We start from the raw sequence: 22,241 nt of genomic DNA, 5'->3' as shown, positions 1-22,241 counted from the left end.
CTAATCGCATGCTTTATTTGATATTTAAAATAGCTTGTTAAAGTATTGTGGTGTGTTCTGTTGTGGCGTGGACAACATAAAGCTTGGTTTTACGCTGATTTAGCACTGTAGAAATGTCATGCTAAGATAGACTTGAATTAGAATGGGAAGATAATCATGACTTGGAAATTACAAGCAATTACAGGTGAGTTAGAAGGGCAGGAAGTCACGATTGACCGTGATATGCTGGTTGGACGCCATCAAGATGCAGACCTGTTATTACAAGCTGCGGAAATTTCACGTCGCCATGCTGCATTCTTATTAAAAGAAGATGCGCTTTGGGTTCAAGATCTAAAGTCATCCAATGGTACTTTTGTGAATGATATCCGTATCGATCAAGATAAACTGTTGATGGATGGTGATATTGTTCAATTTGCCAGTGTTAAATTTAATGTACTTGCACCGGTAAAACCTGTTGTTTTGCAAACTGAACAGGCAGCGCCTGAGGTCGAAGTTCAACCGGTTGTAGTTCCAGTAGAAACGCCAGTTCAACAACCTGCTGAGGCTGTGGCGACTGCTGAAATTAAACCAGCTGCCCCAGTAGAACGTACAGTGGCAGATCAGATGAATGAACAGGGCATGCCTGAGCTTTCAGAACGAGATAGCAGTGTGCAAATCAACCGTGAAGGTATGCCGTCTGGTGTAGCAATCCCTAAACCTGCGCCAATTCCAGAAGGTGTGGATATTCATGCGGCTACACAGCCAAAAGTAGAGCAGGTTAAAGCACCTGAGATTGTTGCAGAAGAACACGTCGAAACCCAGAAAAATGCAAAGTTAGGTTTGGCAACACTGGTGATTTTGATCATTTTGGCAATTATTGCATGGCTATTGTTTAAATAATTTGCGAATGCGCTACACTCAAGGCATGCAATCGCATGCCTTTGTTTTTTGTATTTTCGTTTTTAAAAATTAAAACTCGATTTAGGTGTAAATCATGAATGTGGCAAAGCTAGACCAACGCGAACTGATTTTATTTGATTTGGATGGGACCTTGGTTGATTCAGCATTTGATTTATATCGTGCCATGAACTTAAGTCTAGCGCGTTTGAACTTACCCCAAGTCACTGAACAACAGGTTCGGGTTTGGATTGGTAAAGGCACCTCATTATTTTGTGAAAGTACATTGAAGTATTTAAAGGGTGAGGTGGATCCTCTACTGCATCAACAGCTTTTGGATACATTCTTGGAAATTTACAATGCAGAGCCTTGTGTTGATACCAAACCATTCTCTGGAATTTTAGAGTTTTTAGAATGGGGAATTGAAAACAATAAGAAATTGATTTGTGTGACCAATAAACCAGAACAGCCCGCACGAAAAATTCTAGAAGAATTGCAAATGGATCACTATTTTGTCGATGTAATAGGTGGTGATCGTTTTGAAGTGCGTAAACCACATCCAAAACCATTGTTGTATTGTGTTGAAACTTATCAGTCATCAACTGACAAAACCTTGATGATTGGCGATTCAAGTAATGATGTCGAGGCTGCACGCCGTGCAGAGGTTGATTGTATTGTGGTCAGCTATGGTTATAATCACGGTGAAGATATTCAACTCTGTCAGCCACAACAAGTGGTGGATGATTTAACAGAGCTTTTGGCTTAACACCTGTATATTTAAATTGTTGCGAAAAAAGGGAAGAGGAATGAATAGCAAACGCACTTTTCGATGGCGTCACTAAGTGAAATGCAGAGACATCCATACTTAGTATTATCGAAAATAGAGAGAATTCCTGATGACAACCTTAGCGCAATTTGAACAACTAAAATCAGCGGGTTATAACCTTATCCCTGTATACCGCCAACGCTTAGCCGATACAGATACGCCATTGTCTGTATTTGCTCGTTTAAAACAGCATCAACAAGCTTATCTTTTTGAATCTGTCGAAGGTGGCGAAAACTGGGCAAGATATTCAATTATTGGACTGGGTGAATCAATCGTATTTTCCTGTAATGCAGGACAGCTCACGATCAAATCGGTAGATGGCTCGATAGATACCCAGCCATGTGCAGATCCCTTTCAATATATCCGTGATTTTCAAGCGCAGTTTAAAGTACCCACCCAGCAAGATTTACCCGCGCTGCCTAATTTTACTGGCGGCTTGGTGGGTTACTTTGGTTATGACGCAGTACGTTATATTGAGCCACGGTTAAAGAATGTGCCTGAGGCGGATCCCGTTGGACTGCCAGATTTATGGATGATGTTGTCTAAAACCGTCATTGTATTTGATAACTTAAAAGATACTTTGTTTTTAATCGTACATGCAGATGTTAATGATACAGAGGCTTATGCCAAGGCTCAGCAACAGCTGGATGAGATTGAGGCATTATTGGCTATGCCAATCAGCTTGGTTGCCAAAAAACATACCGCTCCGCATTTTGAGTCACTGACTGGGCATGACAAATTCCTTGAGTCAATTGAGAAAGTTAAAGAATATATCCGTGCTGGTGATGTGATGCAGGTTGTTCCTGGGCATCGTATGGTGTCGGATTTTGATGGTGAGCCTTTACAGGTTTATCGCGCATTACGACATCTCAATCCATCACCGTATTTATTTTTGGTGCAAGGCCAGACCCTTTTAGATCAAAAGCCGTTCCATATCGTAGGGTCTTCACCGGAAATTCTTTCTCGACTCGAAAATGGGATCGCGACTGTACGTCCGCTTGCAGGCACACGTCCACGAGGAAAAACCAAAGAAGAAGATTTGGCGCTTGAAAAAGATTTGCTTTCTGATGAAAAAGAGATTGCGGAACATTTAATGCTGATTGATTTAGGCCGTAATGATGTGGGGCGTGTCTCGAAAATCGGTAAAGTGCAAGTGACTGATCAAATGGTGATCGAACGTTATTCACATGTCATGCATATTGTTTCCAATGTACAAGGTGAAGTGTTGGATGATGTCGATGCTTTGGATGTTTTTAAGGCAACTTTTCCAGCAGGGACGCTTTCAGGTGCCCCAAAGATTCGTGCAATGGAAATTATTGACGAAGTTGAGCCGGTAAAACGTGGAATTTTTGGTGGTGCAGTGGGTTATTTGGGCTGGCATGGCGAAATGGACATGTCGATTGCGATCAGAACCTGTGTTATTCGTGAAAATAAGGTTTATGTACAGGCTGGTGCAGGGTTGGTTGTCGACTCAAATCCTGAATCAGAGTGGAATGAAACCCAAATAAAAGCTCGCGCAGTGATCAAAGCGGTTGAATTATCGTCAAACGGATTGATTTTATGAGTTTTTGAGGTTTTTTTTGCAAAAAACACTTGCAAGGATTCTGAGTTTTGCTAAACTGCACACCGTTCCGATACGAAACGTACGAAACACTAAGAAACGCCGGCATAGCTCAGTTGGTAGAGCAACTGACTTGTAATCAGTAGGTCCACAGTTCGAATCCGTGTGCCGGCACCATCTTAAGGTTTTGTGTTATAATGTTGAAGAACGACACTGAAAGTAAGTGTAAAGGTGAGATTCCCGAGCGGTCAAAGGGAGCAGACTGTAACTCTGCCACGAAAGTTTCGAAGGTTCGAATCCTTCTCTCACCACCATTACTTCGATAAGTGGTAATTACCAACATTAAGCGGGAGTAGCTCAGTTGGTAGAGCGGTAGCCTTCCAAGCTACATGTCGCGAGTTCGACCCTCGTCTCCCGCTCCATCGAAGATGATGCTCTTATAGCTCAGTGGTAGAGCACTCCCTTGGTAAGGGAGAGGTCTCGAGTTCAAATCTCGATAAGAGCTCCAGATACAATTTGGTAGATTATTCTACACCAGTTTCTCAAAAGCAGGCTTATTAGTCTGCTTTTCAAGTATTAGGTGTCTAGTTTTTTAGACGATTGTCGATGCTGAGTTGTTTAACTCGTGTTCGACATAAACGAGGAAGAGCAAATGGCTAAGGCTAAGTTTGAACGTAATAAGCCACACGTAAACGTGGGTACAATTGGTCACGTCGACCATGGTAAAACAACTTTAACTGCTGCAATTGCAACAATTTGTGCAAAAACTTACGGCGGTGAAGCTAAAGACTACGCAGCAATCGATTCTGCACCAGAAGAAAAAGCACGTGGTATTACAATTAATACTTCACACGTAGAATACGATTCTCCAATTCGTCACTACGCTCACGTAGACTGCCCAGGTCACGCCGATTATGTTAAAAACATGATTACTGGTGCTGCTCAGATGGACGGTGCGATCCTTGTATGTGCTGCGACTGATGGTCCAATGCCACAAACTCGTGAACACATCCTTCTTTCTCGCCAAGTAGGTGTACCTTATATTCTTGTATTCCTTAACAAGTGTGACCTTGTTGATGATGAAGAATTACTTGAATTAGTAGAAATGGAAGTTCGTGAACTTCTTTCTACTTATGACTTCCCAGGTGATGACACACCTATCATCCGTGGTTCAGCGCTTGCTGCACTTAATGGTGATGCTGGTCAATATGGCGAATCAGCTGTACTTTCACTTGTTGAAGCGCTTGATTCTTATATTCCAGAACCAGAACGTGCTATCGATAAAGCATTCTTGATGCCAATCGAAGATGTATTCTCTATTTCTGGTCGTGGTACAGTGGTAACAGGTCGTGTAGAATCTGGTATCGTTAAAGTCGGCGAAGAAGTTGAAATCGTTGGTATCAAAGATACAGTTAAAACAACTGTAACTGGCGTAGAAATGTTCCGTAAACTTCTTGACGAAGGTCGTGCGGGCGAGAACTGTGGTGTTCTTTTACGTGGTACTAAGCGTGAAGACGTACAACGTGGTCAAGTACTTGCTAAACCAGGTACAATCAAGCCGCACACTAAATTCGACGCAGAAGTATATGTACTTTCTAAAGAAGAAGGTGGTCGTCATACTCCGTTCCTTAACGGTTACCGTCCACAGTTCTACTTCCGTACAACTGACGTAACTGGCGCAATCCAATTACAAGACGGCGTTGAAATGGTTATGCCAGGTGACAACGTTGAAATGTCAGTAGAACTAATTCACCCAATCGCAATGGACCCAGGTCTACGTTTTGCGATCCGTGAAGGTGGTCGTACAGTTGGTGCTGGTGTAGTTGCTAAAGTAACTGCATAACCGCTAATATGTTTGTTCTAACCGAGAGTTTAGGCTCTCGGTTTGTTTATAGGTCAGTAGTTCAATTGGTAGAGCGTCGGTCTCCAAAACCGAATGTTGGGGGTTCGAGTCCCTCCTGACCTGCCATTTTTTAAATAAAAAACTTGATGTCGGCTAAACTGGTCATATAATAAGTCGCGAAACCTACGACGAGTACAAAAATGTCGAATGATAAATCACGTGACGCAATGGGCGGCGCGGCAATTCCTCAAAGCAACAATTCTGCTGAAATGGTGAAGACAAGTTCTCCATTTGATTTTATTTTGTGGATCATAGCATTGGCTTTATTTGGCGGTGCGTTGATGACAAATCAATATCTTCCAGCGTATTGGGCACCTGCAAATAGTGTCTGGGTGCGTATTGGGGTAATTTTAGCTTGTATCATCGTAGCTTTAGGTTTATTATACGCCACCCATCAAGGCAAAGGCTTTGTTCGTTTGCTTAAAGACTCTCGTATCGAATTACGTCGAGTTACATGGCCTACGAAACATGAAACAGTAACCACTTCATGGCAAGTTCTCCTCGTTGTTATAGTTGCCGCAATTATTTTGTGGTGTTTTGACTATATCATCGGTTGGTTTATGAAGTTTATTATCGGGTAAGAGAGCTATGAAACGTTGGTACATTATTCATGCCTATTCAGGTTATGAAAAACAAGTGATGCGTTCACTTAATGATCGAATCCAGCGTAGCGCTGTTGCTGATAGTTTTGGTGAAGTCCTTGTTCCTACCGAAGAAGTGGTAGAGATGAAGGATGGTAAGAAGCGTAAATCAGAGCGTAAATTCTTTCCTGGCTATGTGTTAGTCGAAATGGAAATGAATGATGAAACTTGGCACATTGTTAAAGAATGTCCAAAAGTATTAGGTTTCATCGGTGGTACAGCTGAAAAGCCAGCACCAATTACGCAAAAAGAAGCTGATGCGATTCTTGCACGTGTACACAATAAAGGTGAAGCACCTCGTCCTAAGACGATGTTTGAGCCGGGTGAAGAATTACTTGTTACTGACGGTCCATTCACAGACTTTAAAGGTGTGGTGGAAGAAGTTCAGTACGAAAAATCACGTTTAACGTTGACGATTAATGTATTTAATCGACCAACTCAAGTTGAATTGGAATTTCGCCAAGTCGAAAAAACAATTTAATTTGCACTGTTTGAAAGCGCCCGATTTGTTATGGATCGGGCATTGTTGTTGTAACGGTATCGTTACTTGAAATGTTGGGGAGCTCTAAAAGGCGTTTGTACCCAGAGGTAATTTGAAATGGCTAAGAAGATTGACGGCTATATCAAGCTGCAAGTTCCAGCTGGTAAAGCGAATCCATCTCCACCGATTGGTCCTGCATTAGGTCAACGTGGTGTTAACATCATGGCATTCTGTAAAGAATTCAATGCTGCTACACAAAAAGTTGAACAAGGTCTTCCAATTCCTGTAGTGATCACTGTGTACAACGATAAGTCGTTCACATTCATCATGAAAACTCCACCTGCTGCGATTCTTCTTAAGAAAGCTGCTGGTATCCAAAAGGGTTCTGCTGTACCAAACAAAACTAAAGTTGGTAAGTTGACTCGCGCTCAGTTAGAAGAAATTGCGACTACTAAAGAACCAGATTTAACTGGTGCTGATTTAGACGCACGTGTACGTACCATTGCTGGTTCTGCGCGTTCTATGGGCTTGGAAGTGGAGCTATAAGACATGGCAAAGTTAACTAAACGTCAAAAAGCCATTGCTGCAGCTATTGAAGCAAACAAAGTTTACACTTTGGAAGAAGCAGTACAAGTTCTTAGCAGCCTACCTGCTGCAAAATTCAAAGAATCTTTGGATGTTGCGGTAAACCTAGGTGTTGATCCTCGTAAATCTGACCAAGTTGTTCGTGGCGCGACTACACTTCCTGCAGGTACTGGTAAAACTGTACGTGTTGCTGTGTTTGCTCAAGGCGCTGCTGCTGAAGCTGCTAAAGCTGAAGGCGCGGACATCGTTGGTTTTGATGATCTTGCTGAAAGCATTCAAGCGGGTAACTTAGACTTCGACGTTGTTATTGCTGCTCCAGATGCAATGCGTGTTGTTGGTAAGTTAGGTACGATCCTTGGTCCACGTGGCTTAATGCCAAACCCTAAAGTGGGTACTGTAACTCCTGACGTAGCAACTGCAGTTAAAAATGCAAAAGCTGGTCAAGCACGTTACCGTGTAGACAAAGCGGGTATCATCCACGCTGCGATCGGTCAAGTAGGTTTCACTGCTGAAGCTGTTCGTTCAAACGTTGAAGCGCTTATCGCTGACCTTAAGAAAGCAAAACCTGCGACTTCTAAAGGTATCTACATCCAAAAGATCACTTTGAGCTCAACTATGGGTCCTGGTCTTGTTGTTGATGTACAAAACGTTTCTAAATAATTATTTTTCAATAATTATATTACGATAAAAGAATTTTAAAGTCCTGAGTGAAATTTGAAGTGTTACTTCAAATTTTACGCAAGAAAGAGTGATGGCTTCTATTGAAGTTGAGCTTTTCTTCTTGTGGATTGATAAAGCATGGCTTTGTTGATCATCAGGCGGACTTTGAATTGATAGATGTAAATTTATCAGCGTCAAAGACCTCAGGCGAGGGGAGTCTTCGGATTCGCTTCTTAAAATACCAGTCTGAGTAGACGCGGTGGTGTGATTGATTCCTCCTCCGCGTGTAAGTCAAGAGATTGATTTACGAATTGGGAGTGCAGTCCGTGGATTGCATAAATCACCGTTAGGAGGTTTTACAATGGCTCTTCTTATCGAAGACAAAAAACAGATCGTTGCGGAAGTAAATGAAGTTGCTTCTACCGCGTTTGCTGCTGTTGTTGCTGACTACCAAGGTTTAACAGTTGAACAATTGACTACACTTCGTGTTGAAGCTCGTAAGTTAGGTGTTAAGACACGTATCGTGCGTAACACTTTGGCTAAACGTGCTTTCGAAGGTACTCAATTTGATATCTTAGACGAAAACCTTGTTGGTCCAACTATTCTAGCTTTTTCAACTTCTGAAGATGACATGGGCGCAGCTGCTCGCTTGTTTGAAGAATTTGCTAAAACTAACAAAGCATTTGAACTTAAAGCTGCTGCATTTGACGGCAAACTTTATCAAGGTGCTGACGTTAGCGTTATCGCGAATCTTCCGAACCAAGAAAAAGCACTTACTATGCTTGCCAATGTTCTTCAAGCTCCTATTTCGAAATTGGGTCGCCTTATTACAGCGCTCAAAGAGAAAAACGAGTCAGAAGCTGCATAAGCTTAATAAATTTCACACACCATTCAATATCCATTTGGAGTTATTCTCATGGCTTTAACTAACGAAGAAATCTTAAACGCAGTTGCTGAAAAAACTGTTCTTGAACTTGTTGAACTTATCTCTGCTTTCGAAGAGAAATTCAACGTATCAGCTGCTGCTGTAGCTGTAGCTGCAGGTCCTGCTGCTGCTGTTGCTGAAGAGCAATCAGAATTCAATGTTGAATTGACTTCTTTCGGTGCTAACAAAGTTGCTGTAATTAAAGCAGTACGTGAAGTTACTGGTCTTGGCTTGAAAGAAGCTAAAGACTTAGTAGAAGGCGCTCCTTCAAATCTTAAAGAAGGCGTTTCTAAAGAAGAAGCTGAAGAACTTAAGAAAAAACTTGAAGAAACTGGTGCTACAGTTACTGTTAAGTAATTTCGCTAGGGGTCAAATTTTAATTTGACCCCAAAAATTGGCTGATGGCTCTTGGGTCATCAGCCTTTTTGCGTTACAATAATCGGCTCGATTTTAGATTGATTGGTAGAAAAACCATCAATTTTAAAAATAAATAAACACAATCAAACGCTTACCAATATTTTTCCATTTTAAAAATATTGCTAAGCGTTTTGTACCACTGAAATTTGCAGCATTTGTATAAAAGTGGTGGTCATATCGACCTGCGTAATTCCTTCTAAGTTCGTTCTGCAGGCGGACTTAGTTTACTTTCCGAGGACTCCAGATGGCATACTCATATACCGAAAAGAAACGGATCCGTAAGAATTTTGGTAAATTGCCCCAAGTCATGCATGCTCCGTACCTGCTCTCGATTCAAGTCGACTCGTACAGAACATTCTTGCAAGACGGCAAAACACCAAAAAATCGCGAAGATATCGGTCTCCAAGCTGCATTTCGTTCAGTTTTTCCTATTGAAAGTTATTCGGGCAATGCTGCTTTAGAATTCGTTGAGTATAGTCTTGGTAAACCAGAGTTTGATGTTCGCGAATGTATTCTTCGTGGTTCAACCTTTGCGGCACCAATGCGCGTTAAAATTCGTTTGATCATCAAAGATCGTGAAACGAAATCTATTAAAGACGTACGTGAACAAGAAGTGTACATGGGTGAAATGCCACTCATGACTGAGAATGGTACCTTTGTGATCAATGGTACTGAGCGTGTAATCGTATCTCAATTACACCGTTCACCAGGCGTATTCTTTGACCATGATAAAGGTAAAACGCATTCAAGCGGTAAAGTGCTTTATTCAGCACGTATTATTCCTTATCGTGGTTCATGGTTAGATTTTGAGTTTGATGCTAAAGATTTAGTCTTTGTACGTATTGACCGTCGTCGTAAATTGCTTGCGACTGTTGTGTTACGTGCATTGAGCTATAGCAATGAACAAATTCTGAATATGTTCTACGAAAAAGTACCTGTATATCTTGATATGGGTAGCTATCAGATTGACCTTGTGCCTGAACGTCTTCGTGGTGAAATGGCTCAATTTGATATCGTGGACAATGATGGTAAAGCCATTGTTGAACAAGGTAAACGTATTAATGCTCGCCATGTACGTCAAATGGAAGCTGCTGGTTTAACTAAACTTCCAGTTCCAGATGAATATTTGTATGAGCGTATTACTGCTGAAGATATCGTACTTAAAGACGGTGAAGTAATTACTGCTAACACTGTATTAAGTCATGAGATTTTGGTCAGAATTGCTGAAGGTGGTATTAAACAATTTAATATCCTGTTCACCAATGACATCGATCGTGGTTCTTTTGTTGCTGACACCTTACGTGCAGATACAACATCTGGTCGTGAAGAAGCACTTGTAGAAATCTACAAAGTGATGCGTCCAGGTGAGCCACCAACGAAAGAAGCAGCTGAAAACTTATTCAATAACTTATTCTTCTCTACAGAGCGCTATGATTTATCGCCTGTGGGCCGTATGAAGTTTAACCGTCGTTTGGGTCGTCCTTACGAAGTAGGTACAGATCAGAAGTCTCGTGAAGTAGAAGGTATTCTTTCTAACGATGACATCATTGATGTACTGAAAACACTGGTAGAAATTCGTAACGGTAAAGGTGAAGTCGATGATATCGATCACTTGGGTAACCGTCGCGTACGTTCTGTTGGTGAAATGACAGAAAACCAATTCCGTGTTGGTTTAGTTCGTGTTGAACGTGCTGTTAAAGAGCGTTTAAACCAAGCTGAAACAGATAACTTGTCTCCACAAGATTTGATCAATGCGAAACCAGTTGCTGCTGCAATCAAAGAATTCTTTGGTTCAAGCCAATTGTCACAGTTTATGGATCAAAACAACCCGTTGTCAGAAATTACACACAAACGTCGTGTATCTGCGCTTGGGCCTGGTGGTTTGACACGTGAACGTGCGGGCTTTGAAGTACGTGACGTACATCAAACTCACTATGGTCGTGTATGTCCAATTGAAACTCCTGAAGGACCAAACATTGGTTTGATCAACTCGCTTTCTGTTTATGCAAAAGCGAACAACTTCGGTTTCTTGGAAACACCATACCGTCGCGTTGTTGATGGTCGTGTAACAGATGATGTTGAATATTTATCTGCAATTGAAGAAGTAGGTACTGTTATTGCACAGGCCGATTCTGCATTGGATAAAGATGGACATTTAACAGAAGACTTCGTTTCAGTACGTCACCAAGGTGACTTCGTTCGTATGCCACCTGAAAAAGTGACGCATATGGATGTATCTGCTCAACAGGTTGTATCTGTCGCTGCATCACTTATTCCATTCCTTGAACACGATGATGCCAACCGTGCATTGATGGGTTCAAACATGCAACGTCAGGCTGTTCCTACATTGCTTGCTGATAAACCACTTGTGGGTACCGGCATGGAAGCAAACGTAGCGCACGACTCTGGTGTATGTGTGATCGCGAAACGTGGCGGACGCATTGAGTTTGTAGATGCATCACGTGTGGTTATTCGTGTCAACGAAGATGAAATGATCGCGGGTGAAGCAGGTGTAGATATCTACAACTTGATCAAATACACGCGTTCAAACCAAAACACATGTATTAACCAAAAAGTGCTTGTGAGCATGGGCGATAAAGTCGGCCGTGGTGACGTTCTTGCTGATGGTCCATCAACTGATGGTGGTGAATTAGCATTGGGTCAGAACATGCGTGTCGCGTTCATGACTTGGAACGGTTATAACTACGAAGACTCGATTTTATTATCTGAACGTGTTCTTCAAGAAGATCGTTTAACGTCAATTCATATTCAAGAATTATCATGTGTTGCGCGTGATACGAAGTTAGGTGCGGAAGAAATCACTGCCGATATTCCTAACGTAGGTGAAGCAGCGTTATCTAAACTTGATGAATCAGGTATTGTTTATATCGGTGCTGAAGTTGCAGCGGGTGATATTCTTGTTGGTAAAGTGACACCTAAAGGTGAAACACAATTAACCCCTGAAGAAAAATTACTTCGTGCAATCTTTGGTGAGAAAGCGGCAGACGTTAAAGATTCATCTTTACGTGTTTCTTCAAGCGTTAAAGGTACAGTCATCGACGTTCAAGTGTTTACACGTGACGGTATCGAGAAAGATGAACGTGCTCAAGCGATTGAGAAAGCGCAACTTGATGCTTATCGTAAAGACTTGAAAGAAGAATTCAAAATCTTCGAAGAAGCTGCTCGTGAACGTATTATCCGTTTGTTAAAAGGCCAAGAGTCGAATGGCGGCGGTACGACCAAGCGCGGTGATAAGCTATCTGAAGATGTATTGTCTGGTTTAGAGCTTGTTGATCTTTTAGAAGTTCAACCAACAGATGAAGGCATCGCTGAACGCTTAACTCAAATTCAAGTGTTCTTGAAAGAGAAGAGCTACGAGATTGATGAGAAATTTGCTGAGAAAAAACGCAAACTTTCTACAGGTGATGAGCTTACAACAGGTGTCTTGAAAGTTGTTAAAGTTTACTTAGCTGTAAAACGTCGTATCCAGCCTGGTGATAAGATGGCGGGTCGTCACGGTAACAAAGGTGTTGTATCAAACATCTTGCCTGTTGAAGACATGCCGCATGATATCCATGGTGTTCCAGTTGATGTCGTACTTAACCCATTGGGTGTACCATCACGTATGAACGTGGGTCAGATTCTTGAAACTCACTTAGGTATGGCTGCAAAAGGTCTTGGCGATAAGATCGACAAGATGATGAAAGAGCAACGTACCGTTCTTGAGCTTCGTGATTTCTTAGACAAGATTTATAACAAAGTTGGTGGCGAGCAAGAAGATCTTGATAGCTTAACTGATGAAGAAATCTTGGTGTTATCAGGTAACTTGCGTAAAGGTGTTCCTTTAGCTACGCCAGTATTTGATGGTGCAGAAGAAAGTCAGATCAAAGAGTTACTTGAGCTTGGTGGTATCTCACGTACAGGTCAAACAGTATTGTATGACGGACGTACAGGTGAGCGTTTTGACCGCCCAGTAACTGTTGGTTATATGTACATGCTCAAGTTGAACCATTTGGTTGATGACAAGATGCATGCACGTTCTACTGGTTCTTATTCACTTGTAACTCAACAACCGCTTGGTGGTAAAGCACAATTCGGTGGTCAGCGTTTCGGTGAGATGGAAGTCTGGGCACTAGAAGCTTATGGTGCTGCTTATACACTTCAAGAAATGCTTACTGTGAAGTCGGATGACGTTGAAGGTCGTACTCGCATCTATAAGAACATCGTAGATGGTAACCATTATATGGATCCGGGTATGCCTGAATCGTTTAACGTATTGACCAAAGAGATCCGTTCTTTAGGTATCAACATTGAACTGAAAAATGGTGACTAAACTTCACCATTGAATCTCCCTAAATCCCTCTTTATGAAAGAGGGACTTTCCCCCTTAGAAAAAGGGGGATCAAGGGGGATTAAAATTCAGTGAAAAAACAATATTTGTGACCCAGTCGTAGCCTGAAAAGCGCTTCGACACACGGAGAAAAAAATTGAAAGACTTGCTCGATATCATGCGCAAAAAGACGGATTCAGATGGTCACGCTCCAGTAGAGTTTGACCGTATCCGTATTGGTCTTGCGTCACCAGAAATGATTAAGTCATGGTCTCACGGTGAAGTTAAAAAGCCAGAAACCATTAACTATCGTACGTTTAAACCAGAACGTGATGGTTTATTCTGTGCCAAAATCTTTGGTCCAGTAAAAGATTACGAATGCTTGTGTGGTAAATACAAGCGTATGAAATATAAAGGCGTCATTTGTGAAAAATGTGGCGTTGAAGTAACAACTGCAAAAGTTCGTCGTGAGCGTATGGGTCACATCGAGCTTGCTTCTCCAGTTGCGCATATTTGGTTCTTGAAATCATTACCAAGCCGTATCGGTTTATTACTTGATATGACTTTACGTGATATCGAACGTGTATTGTACTTCGAATCTTATGTGGTTACTGATCCTGGCATGACGCCAATGGAAAAGTACCAACTTCTTAACGATGAAGAATACTTCACTGCGTTAGAAGAACATGGTGACGAATTCAGCGCGAAAATGGGTGCAGAAGCAGTTCAAGATTTGTTGAAAGACATCGATCTTGAAGCTGAAATTTCTCGTTTACGTGAAGAAATTCCAAACACAACTTCAGAAACGAAGCTTAAAAAAGCCTCTAAACGTTTGAAGTTGATGGAAGCGTTCAAAGAGTCGAACAACAAGCCAGAATGGATGGTGATGAATGTACTTCCAGTACTTCCACCTGATCTTCGTCCGTTGGTACCGCTTGAAGGTGGTCGTTTTGCGACTTCTGACTTGAACGATCTTTATCGTCGTGTGATCAACCGTAACAACCGTTTAAAACGTCTTCTTGACCTTGCTGCACCAGACATTATCGTACGTAACGAAAAACGTATGTTACAAGAGTCTGTAGATGCGTTATTGGACAATGGTCGTCGTGGTCGTGCAATTACCGGTTCGAACAAACGTCCGCTTAAATCTTTGGCAGATATGATCAAAGGTAAGCAAGGCCGTTTCCGTCAAAACTTACTTGGTAAGCGTGTTGACTACTCTGGTCGTTCGGTAATTACTGTAGGTCCAACTTTACGTTTACACCAATGTGGTCTTCCGAAGAAAATGGCACTTGAATTATTCAAGCCGTTTATCTTTGCTAAGCTACAAGCTTCTGGCCAAGCAACAACCATTAAAGCTGCGAAGAAAATGGTTGAGCGTGAAACTCCTGAAGTTTGGGACGTTCTTGCATCTGTAATTCGTCAACATCCAGTGATGTTGAACCGTGCGCCAACACTTCACCGTTTAGGTCTTCAAGCATTTGAACCTATTCTAATTGAAGGTAAAGCGATCCGTTTACACCCACTCGTTTGTGCTGCGTTTAACGCCGACTTCGATGGTGACCAAATGGCGGTTCACGTTCCATTAACACTTGAAGCTCAATTAGAAGCTCGTGCGTTAATGATGTCGACCAACAACATCTTGTCACCTGCCAACGGTGAGCCGATCATCGTACCTTCTCAGGACGTTGTCTTGGGCTTGTATTACATCACACGTGATGCAATCAATGCCAAAGGTGAAGGCATGGTGTTTGCGGATACTCACGAAGTAAACCGTGCACTTGCAACAGGTCAAGTTGACTTACATGCGCGTGTAAAAGCACGTGTACACCAAACAGTGATTGATGAAAACGGTAACCGTGAGCATCAAACTATTGTTGTAGATACGACACCTGGTCGTTGCTTACTTTGGGAAGTTGTTCCTGAAGGTATGGATTTCCAACAAATCAACGTTGAGATGACTAAAAAGAACATCTCTAAGTTGATTAACTCTTGCTACCGTAAATTAGGTTTGAAAGATACAGTTATCTTTGCTGACCAATTGATGTACTTGGGCTTCCGTCAAGCAACACGTTCTGGTGTTTCTGTGGGTATGGAAGACATGTTGATTCCGCCACAAAAACAAGCAATTATCGAAAAAGCAGAAGTTGAAGTTCGTGAAATTGAACAACAATTCGAGCAAGGTTTCGTAACTGCGGGTGAGCGTTACAACAAAGTTGTCGATATTTGGGCGCGTACTAACGACCAAGTTGCCAAAGCGATGATGGACAACTTGTCATTCACGACTGTTAAAAACAAACAGGGTGAAGACGAGAAGCAAAAATCATTCAACAGTATCTACATGATGTCTGACTCTGGTGCCCGTGGTTCGGCAGCTCAGATCCGTCAGCTTGCAGGTATGCGTGGTTTGATGGCGAAACCAGATGGTTCGATCATTGAAACACCGATTAAAGCAAACTTCCGTGAAGGTTTGACAGTACTTCAGTACTTCATTTCAACACATGGTGCGCGTAAAGGTTTGGCCGATACAGCACTTAAAACAGCAAACTCTGGTTACTTGACACGTCGTCTAGTTGACGTTGCGCAAGACTTGGTTATTACTGAGCCAGATTGTGGTACGCTGGAAGGTCTTGTAATGACTCCGTTCATTCAAGGTGGCGATGTCATTGAGCCATTAAGTGTACGTGTATTAGGACGTGTAACTGCTGAAGACGTGAAAAAAGCGGGTTCAGATGAAGTTGTGCTTCCACGTAACACATTGATTGACGAGAAAATCGCTGCGTATCTTGAAGATGCGGGTGTCGATGAAGTTAAAGTACGTTCAGTTGTAAACTGTGCTTCGACTTTCGGTGTATGTGCTAAATGTTATGGTCGTGACTTGGCGCGTGGTCACTTGGTAAATCCAGGTGAATCTGTCGGTGTTATGGCTGCGCAATCAATTGGTGAACCTGGTACACAGTTAACCATGCGTACATTCCACGTAGGTGGTGCTGCAAGCCGAACGTCTGCTGCAAATAGCGTACAAGTACGTAACAAAGGTACAGTTCGTTTCCATAACGTTAAAACTGTTCAACATGCCAAAGGTCACTTGGTGTCTGTTTCACGTTCAGGTGAAATCGGTATCGCTGATGATTTAGGTCGCGAACGTGAGCGTTATAAACTTCCATACGGTGCGTCTATCTTGATTAAAGATGGTCAACCTGTAGAAGGCGGCGGTATTGTTGCAACTTGGGATCCGCATACACATCCATTGGTTACAGAAGTTGCTGGTAAAGCACGCTTCAGCCAAATTTCGGATGGCGTAACTGCAACATCGAAAACTGATGATGCAACGGGTATGACCACTGTTGAAATTTTACCTGTAACAGCACGTCCTGCTTCTGGTAAAGATTTGCGTCCTGCAATCGTGTTGGATACAACCGATGGCGGCGAACAGTTCTACTTCTTGCCACAAAACACGATCGTGACTGTTCGTGATGGTGAGACGATCGGTGTTGGTGACGTTATTGGTCGTGTACCACAAGAAACTTCACGTACTCGTGATATTACTGGTGGTCTGCCGCGTGTAGCTGACTTGTTCGAAGCACGTAAGCCGAAAGAACATGCAATTCTTGCTGAAATCTCAGGTGTTGTAAGCTTTGGTAAAGAAACCAAAGGTAAGAACCGTTTAGTGATTACCCCAGATGATGGCTCTGAAATTTATGAAGAGTTGATTCCAAAATGGCGTACCATTAACGTGTTTGAAGGTGAGCATGTGAACCGTGGTGAAACCATTTCTGATGGTCCACAAAACCCACATGACATCTTGCGTTTGAAAGGTGAAGTTGCATTAACCAACTACATCGTGAACGAAGTTCAAGACGTTTACCGCTTACAAGGTGTAAAAATCAACGATAAGCATATCGAAGTAATCGTTCGTCAAATGTTGCGTAAAGTTGACATTACCGACGGTGGCGATACAAGCTTTATCAAAGGCGAACAAGTGGATTACATCCGCGTTGTGGGCGAAAACCAAGCGGTATTGGCTCAGAACAAGTTCCCTGCGAAGTATGAACGTCAATTGATGGGTATTACCAAAGCATCGCTTTCTACTGACTCGTTCATCTCTGCTGCATCGTTCCAGGAAACAACACGTGTGTTAACTGAAGCGGCTGTAACAGGTAAAGAAGATGATTTACGTGGCTTGAAAGAAAACGTTGTTGTAGGTCGCTTGATTCCAGCAGGTACTGGTCTTGCATACCACTTAGAACGTCGTCGTCAAGAAGCAGAAGCTGCAGAGCATGAGCTTGTAAATGACTTCTCTGAAGTTGATCAAGCATTCTCTCAAGCTTTAAACGAAGATTCTTTCTAAGTTTAAACAGCTTTTGAAATGAAGAAGACGCCTTAGGGCGTCTTTTTTTGTATACTTCTTTTAAATTACATTTATTTTAAGACGTGACAAATGAATTTAGTAGAAGCAACGAAGATTTACAAGCAGGCATGGGAAGCATATGAAAATGACCAAATTGATAATGCAATTAGATTATTTTCACAAATAAAAAAAACTTCTGATGACTTGAAAGAACTTTATGCTAAATCTCAATATATTTTGGGTTTCTTATTTAATAATCAAAAGGGGTTTATGGAGGCAGAACAAGCGTATAAAAATGTCTTAAGAGAAGACCACGCTCAGTCATATGCCAGCGCTCAATTGAATTTAGCTAATTTATTTAAACACAGGAATAAATTAGAAGAAGCAAAGCAAGCATACGAAAATGTCTTAAGAGAAGATCGTGCTGTATCATATGTAAAAGCTCGATTGAATTTAGGATGTTTATTGGCTGATTTTTTCCACGATAAACAAGCCGAAGCAGAACATGCTTATAAAGAGGTGGGACGAGAAGATTCAAAAGAAGCATATGCTAAAGCACAATTCAATCTAGGTAATTTATTAACAAAAAATGATGAAAGATTAGAAGAAGCAGAGCAAGCTTATAAAAGAGTGGAGAGAGAAGACTCAAAGGAAGCATATGCTAGTGCACAGTTTAATTTAGGTAGTTTACTAATAAAGTTAAATCGATTAGATGAAGCAAAACAAGCATATCAAAATATAAAGCAGGAGGATTTAGCAGAGGCATATGATAGAGCTCATTATAAATTAGGTGACCTAGAATATTGTTCTAAAAATTCTAACTTAGATGAAATTTTAAAGTATTGGGGTAATGTTTCTGAAAATTCAGTATGGTATCTTAAGCTAATTTATAAAAAATATTTGATAAGGAAAATTTTGAATATTGAAAAAGAATCATCAAGAAAACTATTTGAAATATTTAAAAAAGTTGACTCTTTATTAAACTCTTTAATTATAAAAAATAAGAATGAAGATTTAATTGCTCATTATACATCGCCATCTGTTGCAAAGTTATTGATAGCTAACAATATTTGTGGTCATTATAATAGTTCGAAAATGAGATTGAATACGATTGATTTAATGAATGATCCTACTGAAGGGGAAATATTAAATAATTTTCTAAGTATTTCTTCTGATTTGATAACAACAAATGATCAAGCTTTTATGGGCTGTTTTACATTACATCACGATTCATTAAATCAGTTCCGACTATATGGTAAAGAAGACCAAAAGGAAGGAAGTGGTTTGAGTCTGATTTTAACAGAACAGTTTTTTGAGCAAGAGAATAGCTTCTCAAATATCCGACTTCAAAACACCAATAGCTCCTCTTCGGAAATCATTGAGTTTGGTGAAGTTGATAAGAATAATAAAAATATTGAAACTAGCTCTGTAGTTGAAAGTTCGAATAGTAAAGTTATAGAAAAGTTACCATTATATCGCTGTATTTATATTGATCCAGACTCAAAATTAATTGAAATTTCACACCGAGAAGAATGGACTTTCTGTAGAGAAGCGAAAAGCTCAAAGAGCGATAAATGGGAAAATTATTTAAAGGATATTAAAAAATTACGTGATAAAGTTAGGGGGGAGTTTCAGAAACTTGAAGAATTGATTCAGCCACTTTATCAAAAAATTTCTGAAGACATAAAGAAATATTCCAATGAAGCTGAGCTTTTAGCTGAAATATTATTACCTCTTAGATTTCTGATTAAGCATATGGCTTTTAAAGAAGAACAAGAGTGCCGTGTGGTTTATGTAACTCAATGGGATGATGAATATATTCAATATGATGAAAAGCTCAAACGCTTTTACATTGGTTATGGTCAAGATGTAGTAAAACATTTGAAAAAAATATATTTAGGACCTCATGCTCAGCATGAAAAAAATATGTTTGAATATTTATGTTCTCATGCAAGGAAAAAACAACGAACTGAGCATGAAGTTAAGATAAAAATTTCTCATAATCCATTGAGATAAAATATCTATATTAATTTTGTCTAGTCCTGAAATAGGTTGACACTTATTTCACACAATCGCTCGATGAACTTCATCGGGCGTTTTGTATTTTAGTGACATATGCGGTCTACGAATATTATAAATTTTTATGGACTCTGCAACCATTCGTTTAGCGTCTTCAAGGCTCTTTGGTTTATGAAGTAAATATTCATTCTTCAATATACCATTCACTCTTTCAGCTAAAGCATTTTGATATGAGAAACACTGTTTCGTAAGATATCCATCTGTCATAGAACATCGAATATTATGTTTTTGATGTAATTCCTGATATTTCTTTGAACAATATTGGATACCTCGATCTGAATGATGAATCAATGAGGATTGTGGGGCTTTACGTTCATTTAATGCTTTGATATATGCTTGGCTAACAGCTTCTGCACCTAAATTGTCATCTACATGATAACCCACTATTTTTCTAGACCAAGCATCGGTTATTAGACTCAGATAGGCCTCTCCTGTTTCTAGTGGAAGATAGGTTATATCTGCAACCCAGAGCTGCTCCGGTTTCTGCGGTATCACTTGCTCAATTCCAAACTTAATCAAGTTAGGATGCTTGTGAAAACGATGATGACTATTCGTTGTCTTATGATATGCGCCTTAGGGCGTCTTTTTTTATATACTGAGTAGATCTCAGTCACAAACATTAAAAATGGCAATTAAAATTAGAAATATATGGATAGTTTTACTGGCAGTCATGTTCGTTCCCGTCTGTTTGTTGATGTTTTTACCAGCTCAGCCAGAAATGAATTGGCAGCACGATGTATTTCAATTCATCACAGAAAAATTAAAGATTCAAACGGGAAGGTTTGGTCCCTTGGCTTTTTATACGGTATCGGTGACTGCATATTTTTCGCTATTGAGCAGCATTTGGGCCGTTTTTTTATTTTGCATGATTTGGCAAGAAGGGCGTCAAACTACACCTCAAACAACGCTCCAGACAGCGCAGTTTAAGTTGTGGGATGCGGTGCTTATAGTTGTATGTATTCTTGGGTTTATCTGGTTTAGTTTTTCGATGATGCAATGGCATTTCGCTCAACAAGATATGACCATAGGTTTAGGTCGAAATGGCTATTTATTCCAATCCTTGTATCACTATCAACTTGGCGTTGTCTTTACTGAACTCTTTTTTATGCTTTTCTTGGTATTCAGCCAGCTAGCAATCTTGATGCTTGTTTATGCAAGTTATCGTTTTCTCAAAGAAAAATTTAAATAAAAAAATTAAGATTCAATATGAGTTATTTGATGATTAACCTATTGTTTTTAAATATTTAACTAGAAAGTGATTGCTCAAAGATAGGCTTTTTTCATAACGCTTTTTAAAACGATAAATCAACATGAAATTTCCCTCATCCTAGCCTTATTCCAAAGCGAGAAGGGACTTTCAATACCAATATAATTCACTCAACATGATCATCTTTTGCTTTATGAAAGCGACTTAATAATTTCTTATTAACATGAATGTTATTTAAATTCGATTGTGCATCTTTGATAATCAAAGACTACAAATGGCAACATGAAAATTTAATTTAATCCATAAATTAGTGTTTTCATAAAATCAGTCTTAATCAATTGCATTTGTAAGTTCAGATAGAAAGGATGAATAACATGAAAAAAATAGTAATGACTATGATGTGTGTGAGTTTACCTATTGTGATGCTTACAGGTTGTGAAAACATGTCAGCAAACGATAAGCGTATTGCTTCAGCGGCCCTTGGTGGTGCTGTTGGTGGCGGTGTAGGTAATCATGCAGGTAATGGCGTTGGTGCTGCTGTTGGTGCAGGCGGTGGTGCAGCTGTAGGAAGCAAAGCCAACAATGGTTCAAATCGCAATGCAACCTATAGTGGTATCGGTGCGGGTATTGGCTCAGTCCTTGGTAAGGGTGTTCTTGGCGGTGATGCCGGTGCTGCAATTGGTGGCGCGATCGGTGGTGGTGCAGGTGCTGCTATTGAGCAAAATAAGTAAGCGTCTGAACCCAAGACTCAATAAAAATAAGCGCAACGTATTAGCATTGTTGATTACGTGATGCGCTTATTTTTTTATTCCTATTTTCAAATCTAATGTAAAAGATCTGACCATTTCAGCACTCTTGTTGCATCTATGGATATTTCGTTTTAGTAAGACTGATTTAAATCTTGTTTAGCGTTTTAAGGGGTGTGGGTTTTTACGACGGATATATACGGTTTTTTGTACCTCAGCAATTCTTAAGCCAGAATCATCAAAAATATTCACGGTATAGTTACGATAGACTGGACTATAGTTTTCAGCTAAATCTTTGACATGTTCAATTTCAATCGCATCTAAACGAATATCTGCATAAACCGTACTACGTCCAGGGGAAAGGAAGTTGATGCTTGCGGTTTTATCCCAAACCATATATTTCGGACCCAGATGATGCATTAAAAGAAGCATATAAAATGGATCAACCATTGAATACAAACTACCGCCAAAGTGCACACCAACAATATTTTGATTGCTGTGTGTCAGTGGCATTTTGACCCGAACATGATAGTTTTTTAGATCAATTTTTTCGATTTCAATCCCTGCACCTTTATATGGAGAAAAATGATTCAACATAAATTTGGAAACAAATGGGATTGTCTGTAGTTTTTTGATTAGCGCATTCATGGTCA

General features: G+C 40.5%; 16 protein-coding genes, 5 tRNA genes and 1 pseudogene. 20 read left to right on the top strand and 2 right to left on the bottom strand.

The window, feature by feature from the left end:
* Positions 1 to 156: 156 nt before the first annotated feature.
* The 18 genes from ACQ7EO_RS20165 to ACQ7EO_RS20080 all read left to right on the top strand — a co-directional run bounded on the left by ACQ7EO_RS20165 (position 157) and on the right by ACQ7EO_RS20080 (position 19,572).
* Positions 157 to 879: an FHA domain-containing protein gene (locus ACQ7EO_RS20165; protein WP_004818502.1), complete on the top strand. Its 723-nt coding sequence runs from the start codon at positions 157 to 159 to the stop codon at positions 877 to 879.
* A 94-nt stretch (positions 880 to 973) separates the two neighbouring features.
* The gene (locus ACQ7EO_RS20160) at positions 974 to 1,642 is read left to right on the top strand and encodes an HAD-IA family hydrolase (RefSeq protein ID WP_434278542.1); all 669 of its coding nucleotides are present in this window, start codon (positions 974 to 976) and stop codon (positions 1,640 to 1,642) included.
* A 130-nt stretch (positions 1,643 to 1,772) separates the two neighbouring features.
* Positions 1,773 to 3,266, top strand: coding sequence for an anthranilate synthase component I (gene trpE, locus ACQ7EO_RS20155; protein WP_004718493.1), 1,494 nt, complete (start codon positions 1,773 to 1,775; stop codon positions 3,264 to 3,266).
* A gap of 98 nt (positions 3,267 to 3,364) precedes the next feature.
* Positions 3,365 to 3,440 (top strand) — tRNA-Thr (locus ACQ7EO_RS20150).
* Between the two features lie 53 nt (positions 3,441 to 3,493).
* Positions 3,494 to 3,577: transfer RNA gene (locus tag ACQ7EO_RS20145), tRNA-Tyr, on the top strand.
* A gap of 32 nt (positions 3,578 to 3,609) precedes the next feature.
* A tRNA-Gly gene (locus ACQ7EO_RS20140) sits at positions 3,610 to 3,685 on the top strand.
* An 11-nt stretch (positions 3,686 to 3,696) separates the two neighbouring features.
* Positions 3,697 to 3,771: transfer RNA gene (locus tag ACQ7EO_RS20135), tRNA-Thr, on the top strand.
* Between the two features lie 144 nt (positions 3,772 to 3,915).
* A complete protein-coding gene (tuf, locus tag ACQ7EO_RS20130) occupies positions 3,916 to 5,106 on the top strand; it encodes an elongation factor Tu (protein WP_004723653.1) in 1,191 nt (396 codons plus the stop codon).
* Between the two features lie 50 nt (positions 5,107 to 5,156).
* Positions 5,157 to 5,232: transfer RNA gene (locus ACQ7EO_RS20125), tRNA-Trp, on the top strand.
* A gap of 74 nt (positions 5,233 to 5,306) precedes the next feature.
* Entirely contained in the window at positions 5,307 to 5,747 is a 441-nt protein-coding gene (gene secE, locus ACQ7EO_RS20120; protein ID WP_434278540.1) for a preprotein translocase subunit SecE, read from the top strand.
* Between the two features lie 7 nt (positions 5,748 to 5,754).
* Positions 5,755 to 6,288, top strand: a complete 534-nt coding sequence (gene nusG / locus ACQ7EO_RS20115) for a transcription termination/antitermination protein NusG (protein ID WP_004718486.1) — start codon at positions 5,755 to 5,757, stop codon at positions 6,286 to 6,288.
* Positions 6,289 to 6,405: 117 nt separating this feature from the next.
* Positions 6,406 to 6,834 carry a 50S ribosomal protein L11 gene (rplK, locus tag ACQ7EO_RS20110; RefSeq protein WP_004718484.1) on the top strand — a complete coding sequence of 143 codons (429 nt, stop codon included), beginning with the start codon at positions 6,406 to 6,408 and terminating at the stop codon, positions 6,832 to 6,834.
* Between the two features lie 3 nt (positions 6,835 to 6,837).
* Positions 6,838 to 7,533 (top strand): 50S ribosomal protein L1, encoded by a 696-nt coding sequence (rplA, locus tag ACQ7EO_RS20105; protein WP_004718482.1) that lies wholly within the window; start codon positions 6,838 to 6,840, stop codon positions 7,531 to 7,533.
* A 361-nt stretch (positions 7,534 to 7,894) separates the two neighbouring features.
* Positions 7,895 to 8,401: a 50S ribosomal protein L10 gene (gene rplJ / locus ACQ7EO_RS20100; protein WP_004718479.1), complete on the top strand. Its 507-nt coding sequence runs from the start codon at positions 7,895 to 7,897 to the stop codon at positions 8,399 to 8,401.
* Between the two features lie 48 nt (positions 8,402 to 8,449).
* Positions 8,450 to 8,815: a 50S ribosomal protein L7/L12 gene (rplL, locus tag ACQ7EO_RS20095; RefSeq protein ID WP_004718477.1), complete on the top strand. Its 366-nt coding sequence runs from the start codon at positions 8,450 to 8,452 to the stop codon at positions 8,813 to 8,815.
* Positions 8,816 to 9,119: 304 nt separating this feature from the next.
* A complete protein-coding gene (rpoB, locus tag ACQ7EO_RS20090) occupies positions 9,120 to 13,208 on the top strand; it encodes a DNA-directed RNA polymerase subunit beta (protein ID WP_004718475.1) in 4,089 nt (1,362 codons plus the stop codon).
* Positions 13,209 to 13,362: 154 nt separating this feature from the next.
* Positions 13,363 to 17,556 (top strand): DNA-directed RNA polymerase subunit beta', encoded by a 4,194-nt coding sequence (gene rpoC / locus ACQ7EO_RS20085; RefSeq protein ID WP_004718473.1) that lies wholly within the window; start codon positions 13,363 to 13,365, stop codon positions 17,554 to 17,556.
* Positions 17,557 to 17,646: 90 nt separating this feature from the next.
* Positions 17,647 to 19,572, top strand: coding sequence for a tetratricopeptide repeat protein (locus tag ACQ7EO_RS20080; RefSeq protein WP_434278538.1), 1,926 nt, complete (start codon positions 17,647 to 17,649; stop codon positions 19,570 to 19,572).
* A 20-nt stretch (positions 19,573 to 19,592) separates the two neighbouring features.
* Here ACQ7EO_RS20080 and ACQ7EO_RS20075 read toward each other — a convergent pair.
* Positions 19,593 to 20,205: pseudogene (locus ACQ7EO_RS20075) on the bottom strand (IS3 family transposase); the annotation flags it as partial.
* A 55-nt stretch (positions 20,206 to 20,260) separates the two neighbouring features.
* Between ACQ7EO_RS20075 and ACQ7EO_RS20070 the strand changes: the two are divergent.
* On the top strand, positions 20,261 to 20,824 hold the full coding sequence (locus tag ACQ7EO_RS20070) for a hypothetical protein (RefSeq protein ID WP_434278536.1): 564 nt from the start codon (positions 20,261 to 20,263) through the stop codon (positions 20,822 to 20,824).
* Positions 20,825 to 21,216: 392 nt separating this feature from the next.
* Positions 21,217 to 21,573, top strand: coding sequence for a hypothetical protein (locus ACQ7EO_RS20065; RefSeq protein ID WP_004718470.1), 357 nt, complete (start codon positions 21,217 to 21,219; stop codon positions 21,571 to 21,573).
* 174 nt (positions 21,574 to 21,747) lie between these two features.
* Here ACQ7EO_RS20065 and ACQ7EO_RS20060 read toward each other — a convergent pair whose 3' ends face one another.
* Positions 21,748 to 22,236 (bottom strand): PaaI family thioesterase, encoded by a 489-nt coding sequence (locus ACQ7EO_RS20060; RefSeq protein WP_004818511.1) that lies wholly within the window; start codon positions 22,234 to 22,236, stop codon positions 21,748 to 21,750.
* Between the last annotated feature and the right edge of the window lie 5 nt (positions 22,237 to 22,241).

The sequence above is a fragment of the Acinetobacter sp. CE-15 genome, from assembly GCF_051059255.1.
GTDB lineage: Bacteria > Pseudomonadota > Gammaproteobacteria > Pseudomonadales > Moraxellaceae > Acinetobacter > Acinetobacter guillouiae.
Note: the sequence above shows the minus strand (reverse complement) of the source record. Positions and strands in the feature narration are given on the sequence as shown.

Bases quoted from the DNA above. Each gene is read 5' to 3' on its own strand.
- ACQ7EO_RS20165 (WP_004818502.1), top strand. From the start codon at position 157: ATGACTTGGAAATTACAAGCAATTACAGGTGAGTTAGAAGGGCAGGAA.
- ACQ7EO_RS20160 (WP_434278542.1), top strand. From the start codon at position 974: ATGAATGTGGCAAAGCTAGACCAACGCGAACTGATTTTATTTGATTTG.
- trpE (WP_004718493.1), top strand. From the start codon at position 1,773: ATGACAACCTTAGCGCAATTTGAACAACTAAAATCAGCGGGTTATAAC.
- tuf (WP_004723653.1), top strand. From the start codon at position 3,916: ATGGCTAAGGCTAAGTTTGAACGTAATAAGCCACACGTAAACGTGGGT.
- secE (WP_434278540.1), top strand. From the start codon at position 5,307: ATGTCGAATGATAAATCACGTGACGCAATGGGCGGCGCGGCAATTCCT.
- nusG (WP_004718486.1), top strand. From the start codon at position 5,755: ATGAAACGTTGGTACATTATTCATGCCTATTCAGGTTATGAAAAACAA.
- rplK (WP_004718484.1), top strand. From the start codon at position 6,406: ATGGCTAAGAAGATTGACGGCTATATCAAGCTGCAAGTTCCAGCTGGT.
- rplA (WP_004718482.1), top strand. From the start codon at position 6,838: ATGGCAAAGTTAACTAAACGTCAAAAAGCCATTGCTGCAGCTATTGAA.
- rplJ (WP_004718479.1), top strand. From the start codon at position 7,895: ATGGCTCTTCTTATCGAAGACAAAAAACAGATCGTTGCGGAAGTAAAT.
- rplL (WP_004718477.1), top strand. From the start codon at position 8,450: ATGGCTTTAACTAACGAAGAAATCTTAAACGCAGTTGCTGAAAAAACT.
- rpoB (WP_004718475.1), top strand. From the start codon at position 9,120: ATGGCATACTCATATACCGAAAAGAAACGGATCCGTAAGAATTTTGGT.
- ACQ7EO_RS20080 (WP_434278538.1), top strand. From the start codon at position 17,647: ATGAATTTAGTAGAAGCAACGAAGATTTACAAGCAGGCATGGGAAGCA.
- ACQ7EO_RS20070 (WP_434278536.1), top strand. From the start codon at position 20,261: ATGGCAATTAAAATTAGAAATATATGGATAGTTTTACTGGCAGTCATG.
- ACQ7EO_RS20065 (WP_004718470.1), top strand. From the start codon at position 21,217: ATGAAAAAAATAGTAATGACTATGATGTGTGTGAGTTTACCTATTGTG.
- ACQ7EO_RS20060 (WP_004818511.1), bottom strand. From the start codon at position 22,236: ATGAATGCGCTAATCAAAAAACTACAGACAATCCCATTTGTTTCCAAA.